This window comes from Lonsdalea britannica, from assembly GCF_002111595.1.
In the GTDB taxonomy this organism is placed as follows: domain Bacteria; phylum Pseudomonadota; class Gammaproteobacteria; order Enterobacterales; family Enterobacteriaceae; genus Lonsdalea; species Lonsdalea britannica.
Map to the genome: position 1 here is coordinate 150,093 of NZ_LUTN01000005.1, position 15,421 is coordinate 165,513.

Here is a 15,421-nt window from a genome sequence, read left to right on the forward strand (position 1 = left end):
GTGTTCGACGCTTGACGGAACATCCACAGGAAAGCGGCGAGAAGCCGCTCCCGGAATGCCGGCGTGGTGCTGAACCACCGCAAAACCAACGTGTCGACGGGATAGGTATTGCGAGACTCGTGCCAACAGGAAAGAAATAGCAAAATAAAAATCTTAATAGATTGATATTATTCATTTTTTATTTTATTTAGCTAACATCGTGCTATTCGGGCCAACACGAATGAATTATCCTTATCGATAAGTTTTTATAAATTAGGATAAACATGAAGCGCAGAGTGGTGATTGGCACGCTAGGCAGCGTCCTTGATAAGCGCGGCAAACGGGCCAACCGCTGGAATAAATGGCGACCGACCGTCGCACTGTGCCAGCAGCCGGAGATGCCGGTGGATCGTCTGGAGTTACTGTACCAGTCGCGCAATATTGGTCTGGCGGAACAGGTTCAGGCAGACATCGCCGAGCTGTCGCCCGGCACCGAGGTGCGCCTGCATGCCGTCGATTTGCAGGATGCCTGGGATTTCGAAGAGGTCTATACCGCCTACCTCGACTTCGCCACCCGCTATTCGTTCGACACGGAGAACGAAGAGTATCTGGTCCATATCACCACCGGCACCCACGTCGCGCAGATCTGTTGGTTTCTGCTGACGGAGGCGCGCTATCTGCCTGCCAGCCTGTTGCAGACCAGTCCGGTCTCCCGCCGGGAAGGCCCTCCTTCCCCTGCGGGCCTCTATTCGATAATCGATTTGGATCTCAGCCGCTACGCGAGGCTGACGAGCCGCTTTCAACGAGAGCAACAGGCATCGGCCTCGTTTTTGAAAGCGGGCATTGCGACGCGCAACACGGCATACAATGCCTTGATCGACCAAATCGAGCGTGTCGCGCTGCGTTCTTCCGCGCCGTTGTTGCTCACCGGTCCGACCGGCGCGGGAAAATCCTTTCTGGCGCGACGCATCTTCGAATTAAAAGCCGCTCGTCATCAGGTTGACGGGCGCTTTATCGCCGTCAACTGCGCGACGCTGCGAGGAGATAATGCGATGTCGACGTTGTTCGGACACGCCCGGGGCGCTTTTACCGGCGCGCAGCAGGCGCGTACCGGACTGTTGAGGGAAGCGGACGGCGGCATCCTGTTTCTGGATGAAATTGGCGAATTGGGGCTGGATGAACAGGCCATGCTGCTGAAAGCGATTGAAGAGAAAACCTTTTTTCCCTTCGGTTCGGATAAGGAAGTCAGCAGTGATTTTCAACTGATCGCGGGGACGCATCGCGATATGCCGCGCTGGGTCGCGGCAGGTCATTTCCGGGACGATCTCTACGCGCGCATTAATATGTGGACCTTTGCTCTTCCCGGACTGGCGGAGCGGCGTGAAGATATCGAGCCCAATATCGACTTTGAGCTACAGCGCTTTGCCGAAACGCAACAGCTGCAAGTCCGCTTTGATCGCGAAGCGCGCCAGCAGTTTCTGATATTCGCCAGCTCGCCGCAGGCTCCGTGGCGCGGGAATTTCAGAGAATTAAGCGCCAGCGTCGTCAGAATGGCGACATTGGCGGATAATGGCCGCATTACCCCCGCGTTGGTCGACGAAGAGATTTTACGCCTCCAGCGGCAGTGGGCGCCCAGCGACGCTGAGCAAGCGCCTCTGCCGGAGCGCGTCGGCGACTGCGATCTGTTTGACCGTTTCCAGTTAGAAAGCGTGCTGAACGTGTGCCGTCAGGCCAGCAGCCTGTCGGAAGCGGGCCGCCAGCTTTTCGCCGTCTCACGCCAGCAGAAAAAACAGCCGAACGACGCGGACCGGCTGCGCAAGTATCTGGCGCGGTTCAATTTATGCTGGGATGACGTCAAGCACCGTTAATTGATCGGAGAGTTTCACCATGGAACTGATATTTTTAGGCACCAGCGCGGGTGTCCCGACGAAAGCCCGCAATGTGGCTAGCCTGGCGCTGGATCTGCAAGGCCCGCGCCCTGCCTTTTGGCTGTTCGACTGCGGTGAAGGCACGCAGCATCAGATACTGCATACGCGTTTAAGCGCCAGCAAGATCGAGAAAATTTTCATCACGCATCTGCATGGCGACCATCTGTTTGGTCTGCCCGGTCTGCTATGTTCTCGCTCCATGGCCGGTTGTCAGGCGCCGCTGACGCTCTACGGCCCCGCCGGACTGAAAACGTTTATCGACAATGCGCTGAGCCTGAGCGGCTCTTATCTCACCTATCCGATGGAGGTGGTCGAAGTCACCTCCGGACCGGTTTGCGAAGACGAGCACCGCGTCGTGACGGCCTATCCCATGTCGCACACGCTGACCTGCTTCGGCTATCGCATCGAAGAGCGGCCCAAACCCGGCGCGCTGGACGTGGCGCGGCTGACCAAAGAGGGCGTTCGCCCCGGTTCATGGTTTCAGCCATTGAAGCGCGGCGAATCCGTCACGCTGGAAGATGGGCGGACCTTAAACGGTGCCGATTACCTCGGGCCGCCCACGCCGGGCCGATCGCTCGCGATATTCGGCGATACCCGTCCGTCGGAAGCGGGACGCCTGCTGGCCGCGGGCGTGGATGTGATGGTGCACGAAGCGACGGTAGAGGCCAATATGGCCGATCGCGCCAGCGAGCGCGGTCATTCCACGACGGAACAGGCGGCGACATTGGCTCTGGAAGCGGGGGCGGGACGTTTGATTATCACCCATATCAGCGCACGATATGGTCAGGAAGACAGCAAGCGGCTGCTGGCGGAGTGCCGGGCCATTTTCCCGGCCACGGACATGGCTACCGATCTGGCCACCTTCAGGGTGTAGCGCGCTCCCAGTGCCCTGCGGCGCAGGGCATGGGCGCTGCCGCATTTACTCCGGCACGACCCATTCAACGCGCGTATGCCCGGTGCCTTCCGGCACCAGTACCTGATGCAGCCACGGCAGCACGCTTTTCATCTGGGCTTCCAGCTTCCACGGCGGGTTAATGACGATCATGCCCGAGGCAGTCATGCCGTGGCGGTCGCTGTCCGGCAATACGGCCAACTCAATCTGCAAAATTCGGCGGATGCCGGTCGCTTCCAGATCTTTCAGCATCCGTTTAATCTGCTGACGCAACACGACCGGATACCACAGCGCATAGACGCCTGTCGCGAAGCGGCGGTAACCTTCGTGAATCCCCTTCACCACCGCCTGATAATCGCTCTTCATTTCGTAAGGCGGGTCGATCAGTACCAGTCCGCGGCGGGACGGCGGCGGCAACTGGGCTTTCAACTGCTGATAGCCATCTTCACGCACTACGCGGGCGCGGTTATCACGCTGAAACTCCTGACGCAGCAACGGATAGTCGCTCGGGTGCAGTTCGCTCAGGTTCAGTCGGTCGTGATCGCGCATCAGATGGCGGGCGATCAGCGGAGAACCCGGGTAGTAGCGCAGCTGGCCCTGCGGGTTGTAGTTACGCACCACCTGCATGTAGGCATCCAGCTCGGCAGGCACGTCGTCCCGCTGCCAGATGCGGGCAATCCCCGCCTGATATTCGGCAGTGCGCTCGGCGTGTTCGCTTTGCAACTTGTAGCGACCCGCCCCGGCGTGCGTATCGAGGTACAGGAAGGGTTTGTCTTTCTCCGCCAACGCGCTGAGGATCAGGCTTTGAACGGTATGCTTGAGCACGTCGGCATGGTTGCCGGCGTGGAAACTGTGGCGGTAGCTGAGCATGGGTAATGATTATCCAGTGATTAAGTCGTGAGTGGGGCAGACGCGCCGTCTTTTACCCCACCCTCGCCGCAGAGCGGCAAAAACATCGGGGTGCAGCGGGGGAGTATAAAACAGATTGGCCCTTTTCTGGTCATTGGTTGAGATCTTCGGCACAGAAATCCCGCAGGGAACCTGAAAAACAGGCTCCCTTTCCAGACGGAGAACGAGCCGCAGCGCGGTCCTGAGGCCGTATGACCTTTATGCGGCTACTCCATAAGCAGAGACCAGCGGTCTCCCCCAATGAGATGCGCGCGGCCATGATCGGCGAACAGCCGCAACGCCCGCCGATCCGGCTGCGGATAAATACGCGAGCTCAGGCAGCGCTCCCCTTCCCCGACAAACACTTCGATCGAGGAGCGGTCGATAAATATCCGCAGCGATAGCACCGATTGCGCCGGTAACGGCGCGCTGCGATAGCCGCTCAGGCCATCGTCAGGGTAATGACGCTCCAGCACCAGACGTTCGGACTGCGTGTCCACAAACAGGCGCATGCCCTCCCCGAGCATCAGACCGAAACGTTCGGCGGTGCTGTCGGTCAGATCCCAGCGCAATATCAGCTCCAGCGCATCGCCATTTTCCGTCAGCGGCAGCGATTGCGAGTCGATCCATTGCGGTTCAATCACCTGTCCGTCGCGCCGCAGCGACTCGACTTCCCGCACCGGCCGCACCCGCAGCTGCCCGTCTTCGAGGCTCAGCTCACGGGGCAGCGTCATGCAGCCAGCCCAGCCATCTTGCTGCGAAGGCATCGGCGATTCCCACATATCCATCCACCCCAGGATGATACGGCGACCATCCGCCGCCAGGAACGACTGCGGCGCATAGAAGTCATGACCGAGATCCACCTCTGCGAACGGCTGGGTGATCTCGAAGTCGGCCCCCGGCCGCCAGTGGCCGCGCAGACAGCCGCTTTGGAATAAATTGCGATAGAGGTAGCCGTTTGGCGATACGCCCTGCGGCGAGAACATCAGCAGCCACTCATCACCCAGCGGGAAGAAGTCCGGACACTCCCACATGTAACCCAAATCGCCATCGCTCTCCGCCAGCACGCGGTCGAAAGTCCACTCCCGCAGGCTCTCGCCGCGATAGAGCAGTACCTGTCCCTGATCCCGTTCATTGCGGGCGCCCACCACCATCCACCAGACGCCCTCCTCGCGCCACACCTTGGGATCGCGAAAATGCATGATGCCGGGAGGCGGCAGGAGGATGGCGCCCTGTTTTTCGAAATGCAGGCCATCGTGGCTGATGGCGAGGCACTGCACCTGCCGTAATTTCTCGCCCTCTTCGGGAGAGGAAGGCAGGACGACATGGCCGGTATAAATCAAGCTCAGAACGCCGTCATCATCCACCGCGCAACCGGAAAAGCAGCCGTCCCGATCCGGCTCGTTCTCACCGCCGGGAAAAAGCGCGATGGGTTGATGCTCCCAGTGGATCATGTCCTCGCTGGCGGCATGTCCCCAGTGCATCGGTCCCCATTTCGGTTCATAGGGATAATGCTGATAGAACGCGTGATAGCGGCCCTGATGGTAGATCAGCCCATTGGGATCGTTCATCCATCCCGCCGGTGGAGCCAGATGGAAGGTCGGATAGAAGGTGTGATTAACGTTAGCGTATTCCGGCTGCGCCTCGCTGGCGCGCTCGAGGGGATGATTCATCATTGTTCTCACTCTGTCTGACGTGCATGACGGCCTGTGAGGACGGCGAGATTGTATCGAACACGATATTCCGGCAGGCCTGAATCATCGCATTCCGTTCCCGTCGTCAGGCCGATATCGGCAACCCGGCACGGCGCGCACCCTGTGGACGCGGAGCCGGTGAAAAAGGGGCGGCGCTTGTCATTAAGCGTGGCAGATAAACCCGTTTTTCAACAGGAAAAAATAAAATTAGACATTAAAATCAAAATGATAAAAAGGAATATTCTGAGCATCCCGGGCAGACTTTGGCGCTACATCTCCACCTTATTTCGTTATATCATCAAGTCAAAAACGCGATATTCAGCGGACTGATCGAGATCATGTTTTAGGCGCCCCTGACAGGGTTGAGATGCCTTTATCGCCCGACCTTTAACCATTCTGCACGAATCTTCCCCACTGTTTCCTTACGCCGGGTGCGGGTACTACACCATTCTTGCCCAAACATTGATTTTCATGGCCTGAGACCCCATCTTAGAAAGTAATCTGCAAGTTATGTCAGCCTTGTCGGCCACCGGGACAAGGGATCGATCATCATTACTATTCAGGACCGTGCCATGACAAATCCATTACTTACCCCGTTTACCCTGCCCCCGTTTTCCCAGATCAAGACCGACGATATCGTTCCTGCGATTAAGAGCGCGTTGGATGACTGTCGCAAAGCGGTGGAGCACGTTGTGGCGCAACCGGGTCCGTTTACCTGGGAAAACCTTTGTCAGCCGCTGGCGGAAAGCGACGATCGGCTGGAGCGTATCTTCTCCCCTATCGGCCACCTGAACGCGGTGCAGAATAGCGCTGAACTGCGCGGCGCCTACGAGCAGTGCCTGCCGCTGCTGTCCGAGTACGGCACCTGGGTTGGGCAGCATCCCGGCCTGTATCGCGCCTACCGTAACCTGCGCGACGGCGAACATTTCGCCTCCCTGGACACGGCGCAGAAAAAAGCCGTGGAAAATGCGCTGATCGGCTTCGAACTGTCCGGTATAGCCCTGCCCGCTGAGGAGCAGAAACGCTACGGCGAGATCTCCTCACGCCTTTCCGAACTGAGCTCGATCTACAGCAACAACGTGCTGGACGCCACGATGGGCTGGTCCAAGCTGATCACAGACGTCAATGAGCTGGCCGGTCTGCCGGAAAGCGCATTGGCGGCCGCCAAAGCGCAGGCCGAAGCGAAAGAACAAGACGGCTGGCTGCTGACGCTCGACATGCCGAGCTACCTGCCGGTCATGACTTACTGCTCGAACGCGGCGTTGCGCGAAGAGATGTACCGCGCATACGCCACCCGCGCCTCCGATCAGGGGCCGAACGCCGGTCAGTGGGACAACACCGAGGTAATGGCCGAGAAAATGGCGCTGCGTCATGAACAGGCTCAGCTGCTCGGCTATCCCAGCTATGCCGATAAATCGCTGGTCACCAAAATGGCGGAAAACCCGCAGCAGGTGCTGGACTTCCTGACCGATCTGGCCAAACGCGCACGTCCGCAGGCCGAGCAAGAACTGGCTGAACTGCGCGCCTTCGCCAAGCAGCATTACGGCGTGGACGAGCTGAATCCATGGGATGTCGGCTACTACAGCGAACAACAGAAACAGCATCTCTACTCCATCAGCGACGAGCAACTGCGCCCCTACTTCCCGGAAGAGCGCGTGCTGAACGGCCTGTTTGAAGTCGTCAATCGGATCTACGGCATCACGGCGAAAGAGCGCAAAGACGTCGATGTCTGGCACCCTGAAGTGCGTTTCTTCGATCTGTTCGATGAAAGCGGCGAGCTGCGCGGCAGCTTCTACCTTGATCTGTACGCACGCGAAAACAAACGCGGCGGCGCGTGGATGAACGACTGCGTGGGCCGTATGCGCCTCGCTAACGGCGAGCTGCAAAAACCGGTCGCCTATCTGACCTGTAACTTCAACCGTCCGGTCAACGGCAAACCGGCGCTGTTCACGCATGATGAAGTGACGACGCTGTTCCACGAATTCGGTCACGGCCTGCACCATATGCTGACGCTGGTGGAAGCCGCGGGCGTCACCGGCATCAGCGGTGTTCCGTGGGATGCCGTCGAGCTGCCAAGTCAGTTTATGGAAAACTGGTGCTGGGAGCCGGAGGCGCTGGCGTTTATCTCCGGTCACTATGAAACGGGCGAACCGCTGCCGAAGGAAATGCTGGATAAAATGCTGGCGGCCAAGAACTATCAGGCGGCGTTGTTCATCCTGCGTCAGCTGGAGTTCGGTCTGTTCGACTTCCGTCTGCATACCGAATATGACCCGGCGAAAGGCGCTCAGATTCTGCCGACGCTGGCTGACGTCAAAGCTCAGGTCGCCGTCATGCCCAGCCCGAGCTGGAACCGTTTCCCGCACGCCTTCAGCCATGTCTTCGCCGGCGGCTACGCGGCGGGCTACTACAGCTACCTGTGGGCGGACGTGCTGGCGGCCGACGCCTTCTCCCGGTTCGAAGAAGAGGCATTTTCAACCGCACGACCGGCCAGTCATTCCTCGACAACATCCTGTCTCGCGGCGGTTCCGAAGAGCCAATGGAGCTATTCAAACGCTTCCGCGGCCGTGAACCGAAGTTGGACGCCATGCTGAAACATTACGGCATCAAGGGATGAAGATAGGCCTGATGACCGAAGAGGGCGCCGATAAAGGCGCCCTCGACGCTCTGGCCGCGCGCTGGGGATTGATAGAAGATAACGACCAGCCCTTCGCGCTGGTATTGACGCCCGAGCGGCTCGAGCTGCGCAAGCAGGATGAGCCGAAGCTGGGCGCCATCTGCGTGGATTTCGTCGGTGGTACGCTGGCGCACCGACGCCGTTTCGGCGGCGGTCGCGGCGAGGCGGTCGCCCGCGCCGTCGGCATCAAGAAAGGCTATCTGCCTGACGTGGTGGATGCCACTGCGGGGCTGGGGCGTGACGCTTTCGTGCTGGCGTCGCTCGGCTGTCGGGTGCGCATGGTGGAGCGGCATCCGGTTGTTGCGGCGCTGTTGGACGATGGTCTGCAACGAGGTTATCAGGATGCGGAAATCGGCGGTTGGTTGAGAGAGCGTCTGACGCTGCTGCATGCCTCCAGCGCCGAGGCGTTGAAAGATATCGAACCACCGCCGGACGTCGTCTATCTCGACCCCATGTTTCCTCACCGGCAGAAAAGCGCGCTGGTGAAAAAGGAGATGCGGGTCTTCCAGACACTGGTCGGCGCCGACGACGATGCTGACGCGCTATTGGCCCCGGCTCGCTCGCTGGCGAAAAAGCGCATCGTGGTCAAACGACCTGACTATGCGCCGCCGCTCGCGGGCGTTCCCGCCCAGTCCATGCTGGAAACGAAGAGCCACCGCTTTGACTTTTATCTACCGCTAGCCTGAGCGTTTCCCACTAGTTTCCTTAAATAACGACATCACGATTTCCTCAGGGCAAACATCGTCTCCCGACGGATAATCGTGAACCTTCTCGTTCGCCAGGGCGGGGTCACCATGCCCTGGCGAGTGTGACGGGAAAGCCGTTACTCTTCTCCCAAAGAAAACAGGAGCGTGCCGTAGCCCAGCTGGTCAAAGCTTCCCGGAGATGCGCCATACGACCAGGGACCGCCTTCAGGCCGAATTTTGGTCGCCATCTCGGTAATATTGGGGCTGCTGAGGCCTTTCAAAACAACGTAATGGTTATAGATCAGTGCCCAAATCGCCCTGACCTCCCCTCTTGCACTGGCGGAGATTTGCGTTTGGGTCACGTCGCTGTTGGTATACGTGGTATAGGGCACCGTTTTGCCAAGATTATAGGCCGCCACGTATTCCGCCCCTTTCATGAGCCGGTTATCGTCGTAACCGAATAAATCGTCGCCCTGATTCCAGGCCATTTGGCAGATGACGCCCGCCAGCGCGATATCTAATAATGAGTGGGCCTGATCCCTGCCGCTTTCCTGTATCTGCCCCATCCCTTGTTCAGGATACAGTTTCCAGACGAGTTTCCCAATAGCGCCATTTCCATCGCCGTTTTTGTAATAGTCGACGGCTCTGTCGTAGAGGTCTTTTCTATCTAATAAAATACCGATGGCCATAATGGAACTTAACTGCGCTAAATCCCAGTTCGCCCAATAGTGATCGATTTTCGTATTATTATGACGAGCGATAAAATCCAGATTAATGGGCAGAAAAACCGTTTCCATCATAGTTTTGAAGGTATCGAAATCACTCGCGTTCCACCCCGAATAATCCCGCATAATTTCCGCCGTATTCGCCAGTTCATAGCCATAAATGCCCGCCGCAAGCGCGGCATCGGTGGAGCCACGGATCTCTTTTAGCGTGCCGCCCCACGCATTCAGAATCGCGACGGCGCTTTTGGCGTAGGCCTCATCTCCGGTGGTCTTCCAATACAGCGCATGGGAATACGCTACCGCTATGTCTCTGTAAAGCTGGGGATAATTTTCGCTATGCTCGCTATTTCTTCCCCGATAGACGATGTCGACGGCGCGGGGCTGCCAACCGAGCGAAAGTTTCAGCTGTTGGAATCCCTTGAACCAAGGCTCGGATTGCTGATTCACCTGCGCCGTTATTCTGGCGAGATCGTCGCTAGTGCTGAGCATACCGGGATGTTTGAACGTATCCGCAGACCAGCCGGATAGGGGGAATAACAGCATGGCGCATGACAGTATAAAACCTGCCGGTTTTTTGATAATCATATTAAATAACGTCCCTGTAATATTATTTACATCGAAAGAGTATCACACGTGTATTAAATAATGATTTCATGCCCCGGAATACGTGGAATTATGCTTTTAATATTTGCTAATTCAGAACAGCGACCAGAAATAAAATAAAAAACCACGATACGCTTCTTGTGCGACGCACGTGAAATAACCCTTTTCCTTTGCCATACTTTTTCTATTCCAATAAAAAAACTGTCGCTAATATCCATAGGCTGGACATAACACATCGAATAACGCCATGTTCGCATCGCGTACGCTTCATGCCGCGATCTTCAGGATCCGCCAGTCAGCTGAGCGATCACAGACTCTGTGAGTGAGTTTCCTTTTTGTTTCCTAATATTCCTTGTTATCGCTGATAAAAATTATTCTCAGGACTCACCTGGGATGAGCTTTCTTATGGCAGTCGGCATATGCAGCAGGAAGCTGCCATGAAATCACGAGGGGACGTTGCGGATCACCGTGTTGTTAGGCTCCCGGTGAAAGACTATTTATTGAATCGCGCACCGTAGCGGTAACGTCGGCCAATAAAAAAGCTTCGCACAAGGCGAAGCTTTTTTCGTTTACCGATTCATCGCGTCTGAGCGCTATCAGATATCGATGTTCGCCGCTTTCAGGGCGTTTTCTTCGATAAAGGCGCGACGAGGTTCAACAGCATCTCCCATCAGGGTGGTGAACAACTCATCGGCCGTGATCGCATCCTTCACGGTAACGCGCAACATGCGGCGACCTTCCGGATCCATCGTGGTTTCCCAAAGCTGTTCCGGGTTCATTTCACCCAGACCTTTATAACGCTGAACCGCCAGACCGCGGCGGGACTCTTTCACCAGCCACTCGAGCGCCTGCTCGAAGCTGACGATAGGCAGCTTGCGCTCGCCGCGTTCAACAAAAGCGTCTTCCTCAATCAGGCCGCGCAGTTTTTCGCCCAGCTGATTGATTTTGCGGTATTCATTACCCGTTACAAAGGCGGTGTCCAGCGGATAGTCAGTATCGACACCGTGGGTGCGCACACGCAGCTGCGGCTCGTGGCGGCCTTCTTCCGTATCGTGGATCACGAAGCTGTAGGTGCTGCCGTGTTTTTCCTGCTCGGTCAGCAGCGTCACCAGCGTTTCCATCCAGCCCTGTACCTGCTCGCGGTCAGACAGCGTGGCTTCGGTCAGAGACGGCTGATAGATCAGCGCGTTCAGCAGCGGACGCGGGTAGCGACGCTCCATACGGCCAATCATTTTCTGCACGGCGTAATGCTCGGCGACCAGTCTTTCCAGCGGTTCGCCTGCCATTGCCGGCGCATGCGCGTTGGTGTGCAGCGTCGCGCCATCCAATGCCAAAGCGATCTGGTACTGATCCATCGCTTCGTCATCCTTGATGTACTGCTCCTGCTTCCCTTTCTTCACCTTGTACAGCGGCGGCTGAGCGATATACACATGCCCGCGCTCGATGATTTCCGGCATCTGACGATAGAAGAACGTCAACAGCAGCGTACGGATGTGCGAACCGTCGACGTCGGCATCGGTCATGATGATGATGCTGTGGTAGCGCAGCTTATCCGGGTTGTATTCATCGCGGCCAATGCCGCAACCCAGTGCCGTAATCAGCGTGGCGACTTCCTGCGACGACAGCATTTTGTCGAAACGCGCCTTCTCCACGTTCAGGATTTTCCCCTTCAGCGGCAGAATCGCCTGGTTCCTGCGGTTACGCCCCTGCTTCGCAGAGCCGCCCGCGGAGTCCCCTTCCACCAGGTACAGTTCGGACAGCGCCGGATCGCGTTCCTGACAATCCGCCAGCTTGCCCGGCAGACCGGCCAGGTCGAGTGCGCCTTTGCGTCGCGTCATATCGCGGGCGCGACGAGCGGCCTCGCGAGCGCGCGCGGCGTCGATGATTTTGCCAACCACGATTTTGGCGTCTGACGGATTCTCCATCAGATAATCCACCAGTTTTTCGTTCATCAACGATTCGACCGCGGTCTTCACTTCGGACGACACCAGCTTGTCTTTGGTCTGAGAAGAGAATTTCGGATCGGGCACTTTCACCGATACCACAGCAATCAGCCTTCACGGGCGTCATCGCCGGTCGCGCTGATTTTGGCTTTCTTGCTGTAGCCTTCTTTATCCATGTAGGTGTTCAGCGTACGAGTCATGGCGGCGCGGAAGCCAGCCAGATGCGTACCGCCGTCACGCTGCGGAATGTTGTTGGTGAAGCAATAGATGTTTTCCTGGAAACCGTCGTTCCACTGCAGCGCAACTTCCACCCCGATATCGTCTTTCATCGTGGAGAAGTAGAACACGTTCGGGTGGATCGGCGTTTTATTGCGGTTTAGGTAATCGACAAACGCTTTGATGCCGCCATCGTAGTGGAAGTGATCAGACTTGTCTTTTTCACGTTCGTCGCGCAGACGGATGGAAACGCCGGAGTTCAGGAACGACAGCTCGCGCAGACGCTTGGCCAGAATGTCATATTCGAATTCCAGCACGTTGGTGAAGGTTTCGGTGCTCGGCCAGAAACGGACCATGGTCCCAGTCTGTTCAGCTTCACCCACCACGTTCAGCGGCGCAAACGGCACACCGTGATTGTAGGTCTGTTTGTGAATTTTGCCTTCGCGGCGAATGGTCAGTTCCAGTTTTTCCGACAGGGCGTTGACCACGGAAACCCCGACGCCGTGCAAACCGCCGGAGACTTTGTAGGAGTTATCATCAAATTTACCGCCAGCATGCAGCACCGTCATGATGACTTCAGCGGCTGACACGCCTTCTTCTTCGTGAAGACCGGTTGGGATCCCACGGCCATCATCCTTTACCGACACGGAGTTGTCGCTATGGATGGTGACGATAATGTCTTTACAGTAGCCAGCGAGCGCTTCGTCGATAGCGTTGTCCACCACCTCGAATACCATATGATGCAGACCGGTTCCGTCATCCGTATCGCCGATATACATACCCGGGCGCTTACGAACTGCATCCAGCCCTTTTAATACCTTGATACTTGAGGAGTCATAAGAATTCGACATCAACGTTTCTCGCTCATTTTAGTCCTGTGATTGAACGGTTATTTTACCCTGTTCTACGCTGAACATCTTGCCATTTTCGCCGACCATATCGCCTATCTGTTCAGCGCTGATCGCGCTGACGAAGACCTGTGCCTGCGTGGCTTTCAGCCGTTCCGCCAGTAGGCGTCGTCGGGTGCTATCCAGCTCCGAGGCGAAGTCGTCGATGAGGTAGACGCACTTGAGTCCGCTGTTGCGGGTGAGAAACTCACCCTGCGCCAATCGTAGAGCGCACATCAACAGCTTTAACTGACCGCGCGACAACATATCCTCTACCGCGACGCCGCCGGCACGAATGCGAAAATCCGCCTTGTGCGGGCCTAAGGCGGTATAGCCCAGCATTCTGTCACGCTCGAAATGGCGCTCCAGCAGCTCTGCGTAATCACTTTCCCGATCCCAGCCGCGCTGGAAGGAAAAGCTCAGGGAAAACTCCGGTAAAAACTGGCCGCAGGTGGCTCCGATATCGTCCACAATGGCGGCGCTGTAGGCCGCTCGCCATTGGCTTATCTGCTCCGCCAGCGGTACTAATTCCTGATCCCACGCCCGCATCTGCCCATAGTGACTGGTTTGGCGCAGCGCTGCATTGCGCTGACGCAACAGACGTTTCAGATTGTTCCAGGCGTGGAAAAAACCGGGCTCGTGATGAAAGCAGCCCCAGTCCAGAAAGGCCCGACGAAACTTCGGGCCGCCGTTGAGAAGGGTAAATCCTTCCGGGGTAATCAGCTGAATAGGCAACAGTTGCGCCAGTTCAGCGACTCGATGGCCATCGCTGCCATCAATACGAACCTTGCTATCGCCCTGACGGTTCTTGCTCAGTCCGACGGAGCGTTCCCGCTCACGCCCATCAATTCTGCCATGCAGCACAAATTCAGGCTGTTCGTGACGAATCACTCGCCCCGCCTGAATACTGCGGAACGCGCGGCCGTGGCCCAGCGTATAGATCGCTTCAAGCACGCTGGTTTTGCCGCTGCCGTTGGCGCCGACCAGAAAATTAAAACCGGGAATCAACGCCAGATCGGCAGATTCAATATTGCGAAAATCGCGGATGAGAAGACGGGTCAGTGCCATTTTACAACCATTCAGCGTCGCTGCCTTTCAGCCGGATGTCGAACACCTCCGTTTGCGTTTCGCAAACCAAGGACGCCCGACATACTGGCATATCTAAAAACGGCGCCAGGCCGTTTTCCCACCTTTCGCGCAACTACAAACGCATCGGCATGACGACATACGCGGCGGCTGGGCTGGCGCTATCTTCGATCTGTACGCTGGATACGGAGTCGATCAGCAACATCCGCACGTCTTCGCACTTCAGTGCATTCAGCACATCCAGAACGTAGCTGACGTTGAAACCAATCTCCATTTCCGTACCGCCGTACTCGACGTCCAGAATTTCCTCGGCTTCTTCCTGCTCCGGGTTGTTCGCCGTGATTTTCAGCTGATCTTTGTTCAGATACAGACGAACGCCGCGGAATTTCTCGTTGGAGAGGATCGCCGCGCGGGAGAACGCCTGCTTGAGCAGGTCGCAGCTGGCTTCGAGCGTTTTGTCAGGATTCTTCGGCAATACGCGCCGATAATCCGGGAAACGGCCGTCTACCAGCTTGGAGGTGAAGATGAAATCGCCTACATGCGCGCGGATGTTGTTGCTGCCGATCTGCAGTTGCAGCGGCGTATCGCCGCCGTCCAGCAATCGCACCAGCTCCATCACGCCTTTACGCGGGACGATCACCGAATGGGACGGCAGTTCCTGACCAACCGGCATCGAACAGACCGCCAGACGGTGGCCGTCGGTCGATACGGTGCGCAGCTCTTCCCCTTCGGTCTCAAACAGCATGCCGTTGAGGTAATAGCGTACGTCCTGATGCGCCATGGAGAACTGGGTCGCTTCAATCAGGCGCTTTAATGTGGCCTGCGGCAGAGAAAACTCCACCTCGCTCTGCCAGTCATCCAGGTTGGGAAAATCTTCCGCCGGCAGCGTAGACAGCGAAAAGCGGCTGCGCCCGGAGCGCACCAGCATACGATCGCCGTCCAGCATGATGGTAATTTCCGCGCCGTCCGGCAAACCGCGACAGATGTCGAACAGCTTGCGCGCCGGAACGGTGGTCGCGCCCGCCTCGTGGGGCTGGGTCAGCGCCACGTGCGCCACCATTTCCATTTCCAGATCGGTACCGGTCAGCGATAGCCGACCTTCACTGACCTGCAATAATAGGTTGCCCAGGATCGGCAACGTCGGCCGGCCTCCCAAGGGACTGCTAACCTGCTGTAGGGGTTTTAACAGATGCTCGCGTTCAATAATAAATTTCATGATA

8 protein-coding genes and 2 pseudogenes are annotated in these 15,421 nt (G+C 57.2%); 4 read left to right on the top strand and 6 right to left on the bottom strand.

From position 1 onward, the window contains the following. Positions 1–263 precede the first annotated feature (263 nt). Positions 264–1,847 (top strand): RNA repair transcriptional activator RtcR, encoded by a 1,584-nt coding sequence (rtcR, locus tag AU509_RS06205; RefSeq protein WP_094117926.1) that lies wholly within the window; start codon positions 264–266, stop codon positions 1,845–1,847. 19 nt (positions 1,848–1,866) lie between these two features. Next, positions 1,867–2,781: a ribonuclease Z gene (gene rnz / locus AU509_RS06210; protein WP_085650673.1), complete on the top strand. Its 915-nt coding sequence runs from the start codon at positions 1,867–1,869 to the stop codon at positions 2,779–2,781. A gap of 45 nt (positions 2,782–2,826) precedes the next feature. Here the strand turns inward: rnz and AU509_RS06215 are convergent, their stop codons facing one another. Both AU509_RS06215 and AU509_RS06220 read right to left on the bottom strand, forming a co-directional pair. After that, on the bottom strand, positions 2,827–3,669 hold the full coding sequence (locus AU509_RS06215; protein ID WP_085650672.1) for a 23S rRNA (adenine(2030)-N(6))-methyltransferase RlmJ: 843 nt from the start codon (positions 3,667–3,669) through the stop codon (positions 2,827–2,829). 245 nt (positions 3,670–3,914) lie between these two features. Then, entirely contained in the window at positions 3,915–5,360 is a 1,446-nt protein-coding gene (locus tag AU509_RS06220) for a glycoside hydrolase family 32 protein (RefSeq protein WP_094117959.1), read from the bottom strand. A 593-nt stretch (positions 5,361–5,953) separates the two neighbouring features. Between AU509_RS06220 and prlC the strand changes: the two are divergent. Together prlC and rsmJ are read left to right on the top strand one after the other, a co-directional pair. Then, a pseudogene (prlC, locus tag AU509_RS06230) lies at positions 5,954–7,995 on the top strand (oligopeptidase A). Then, on the top strand, positions 7,992–8,741 hold the full coding sequence (gene rsmJ, locus AU509_RS06235; RefSeq protein ID WP_094117928.1) for a 16S rRNA (guanine(1516)-N(2))-methyltransferase RsmJ: 750 nt from the start codon (positions 7,992–7,994) through the stop codon (positions 8,739–8,741). The pseudogene prlC and the gene rsmJ overlap by 4 nt, the downstream one beginning before the upstream one ends. Positions 8,742–8,878: 137 nt before the next feature. On the opposite strand, the gene AU509_RS06240 is transcribed toward rsmJ, so the two are convergent. From AU509_RS06240 to dnaN, 4 genes and pseudogenes are all read right to left on the bottom strand, one after another. Beyond that, positions 8,879–10,051 carry an alginate lyase family protein gene (locus AU509_RS06240; protein ID WP_085650668.1) on the bottom strand — a complete coding sequence of 391 codons (1,173 nt, stop codon included), beginning with the start codon at positions 10,049–10,051 and terminating at the stop codon, positions 8,879–8,881. A gap of 614 nt (positions 10,052–10,665) precedes the next feature. Next, positions 10,666–13,079 (bottom strand): annotated as a pseudogene (gene gyrB, locus AU509_RS06245) (DNA topoisomerase (ATP-hydrolyzing) subunit B). Positions 13,080–13,097: 18 nt separating this feature from the next. After that, the gene (gene recF, locus AU509_RS06250; RefSeq protein WP_085650666.1) at positions 13,098–14,183 is read right to left on the bottom strand and encodes a DNA replication/repair protein RecF; all 1,086 of its coding nucleotides are present in this window, start codon (positions 14,181–14,183) and stop codon (positions 13,098–13,100) included. A 133-nt stretch (positions 14,184–14,316) separates the two neighbouring features. After that, a complete protein-coding gene (dnaN, locus tag AU509_RS06255) occupies positions 14,317–15,417 on the bottom strand; it encodes a DNA polymerase III subunit beta (protein WP_085650665.1) in 1,101 nt (366 codons plus the stop codon). Between the last annotated feature and the right edge of the window lie 4 nt (positions 15,418–15,421).

Excerpts from the sequence above, each read along its gene's own strand:
- rtcR (WP_094117926.1), top strand. The coding sequence starts at position 264 with ATGAAGCGCAGAGTGGTGATTGGCACGCTAGGCAGCGTCCTTGATAAG.
- rnz (WP_085650673.1), top strand. The coding sequence starts at position 1,867 with ATGGAACTGATATTTTTAGGCACCAGCGCGGGTGTCCCGACGAAAGCC.
- AU509_RS06215 (WP_085650672.1), bottom strand. The coding sequence starts at position 3,669 with ATGCTCAGCTACCGCCACAGTTTCCACGCCGGCAACCATGCCGACGTG.
- AU509_RS06220 (WP_094117959.1), bottom strand. The coding sequence starts at position 5,360 with ATGAATCATCCCCTCGAGCGCGCCAGCGAGGCGCAGCCGGAATACGCT.
- rsmJ (WP_094117928.1), top strand. The coding sequence starts at position 7,992 with ATGAAGATAGGCCTGATGACCGAAGAGGGCGCCGATAAAGGCGCCCTC.
- AU509_RS06240 (WP_085650668.1), bottom strand. The coding sequence starts at position 10,051 with ATGATTATCAAAAAACCGGCAGGTTTTATACTGTCATGCGCCATGCTG.
- recF (WP_085650666.1), bottom strand. The coding sequence starts at position 14,183 with ATGGCACTGACCCGTCTTCTCATCCGCGATTTTCGCAATATTGAATCT.
- dnaN (WP_085650665.1), bottom strand. The coding sequence starts at position 15,417 with ATGAAATTTATTATTGAACGCGAGCATCTGTTAAAACCCCTACAGCAG.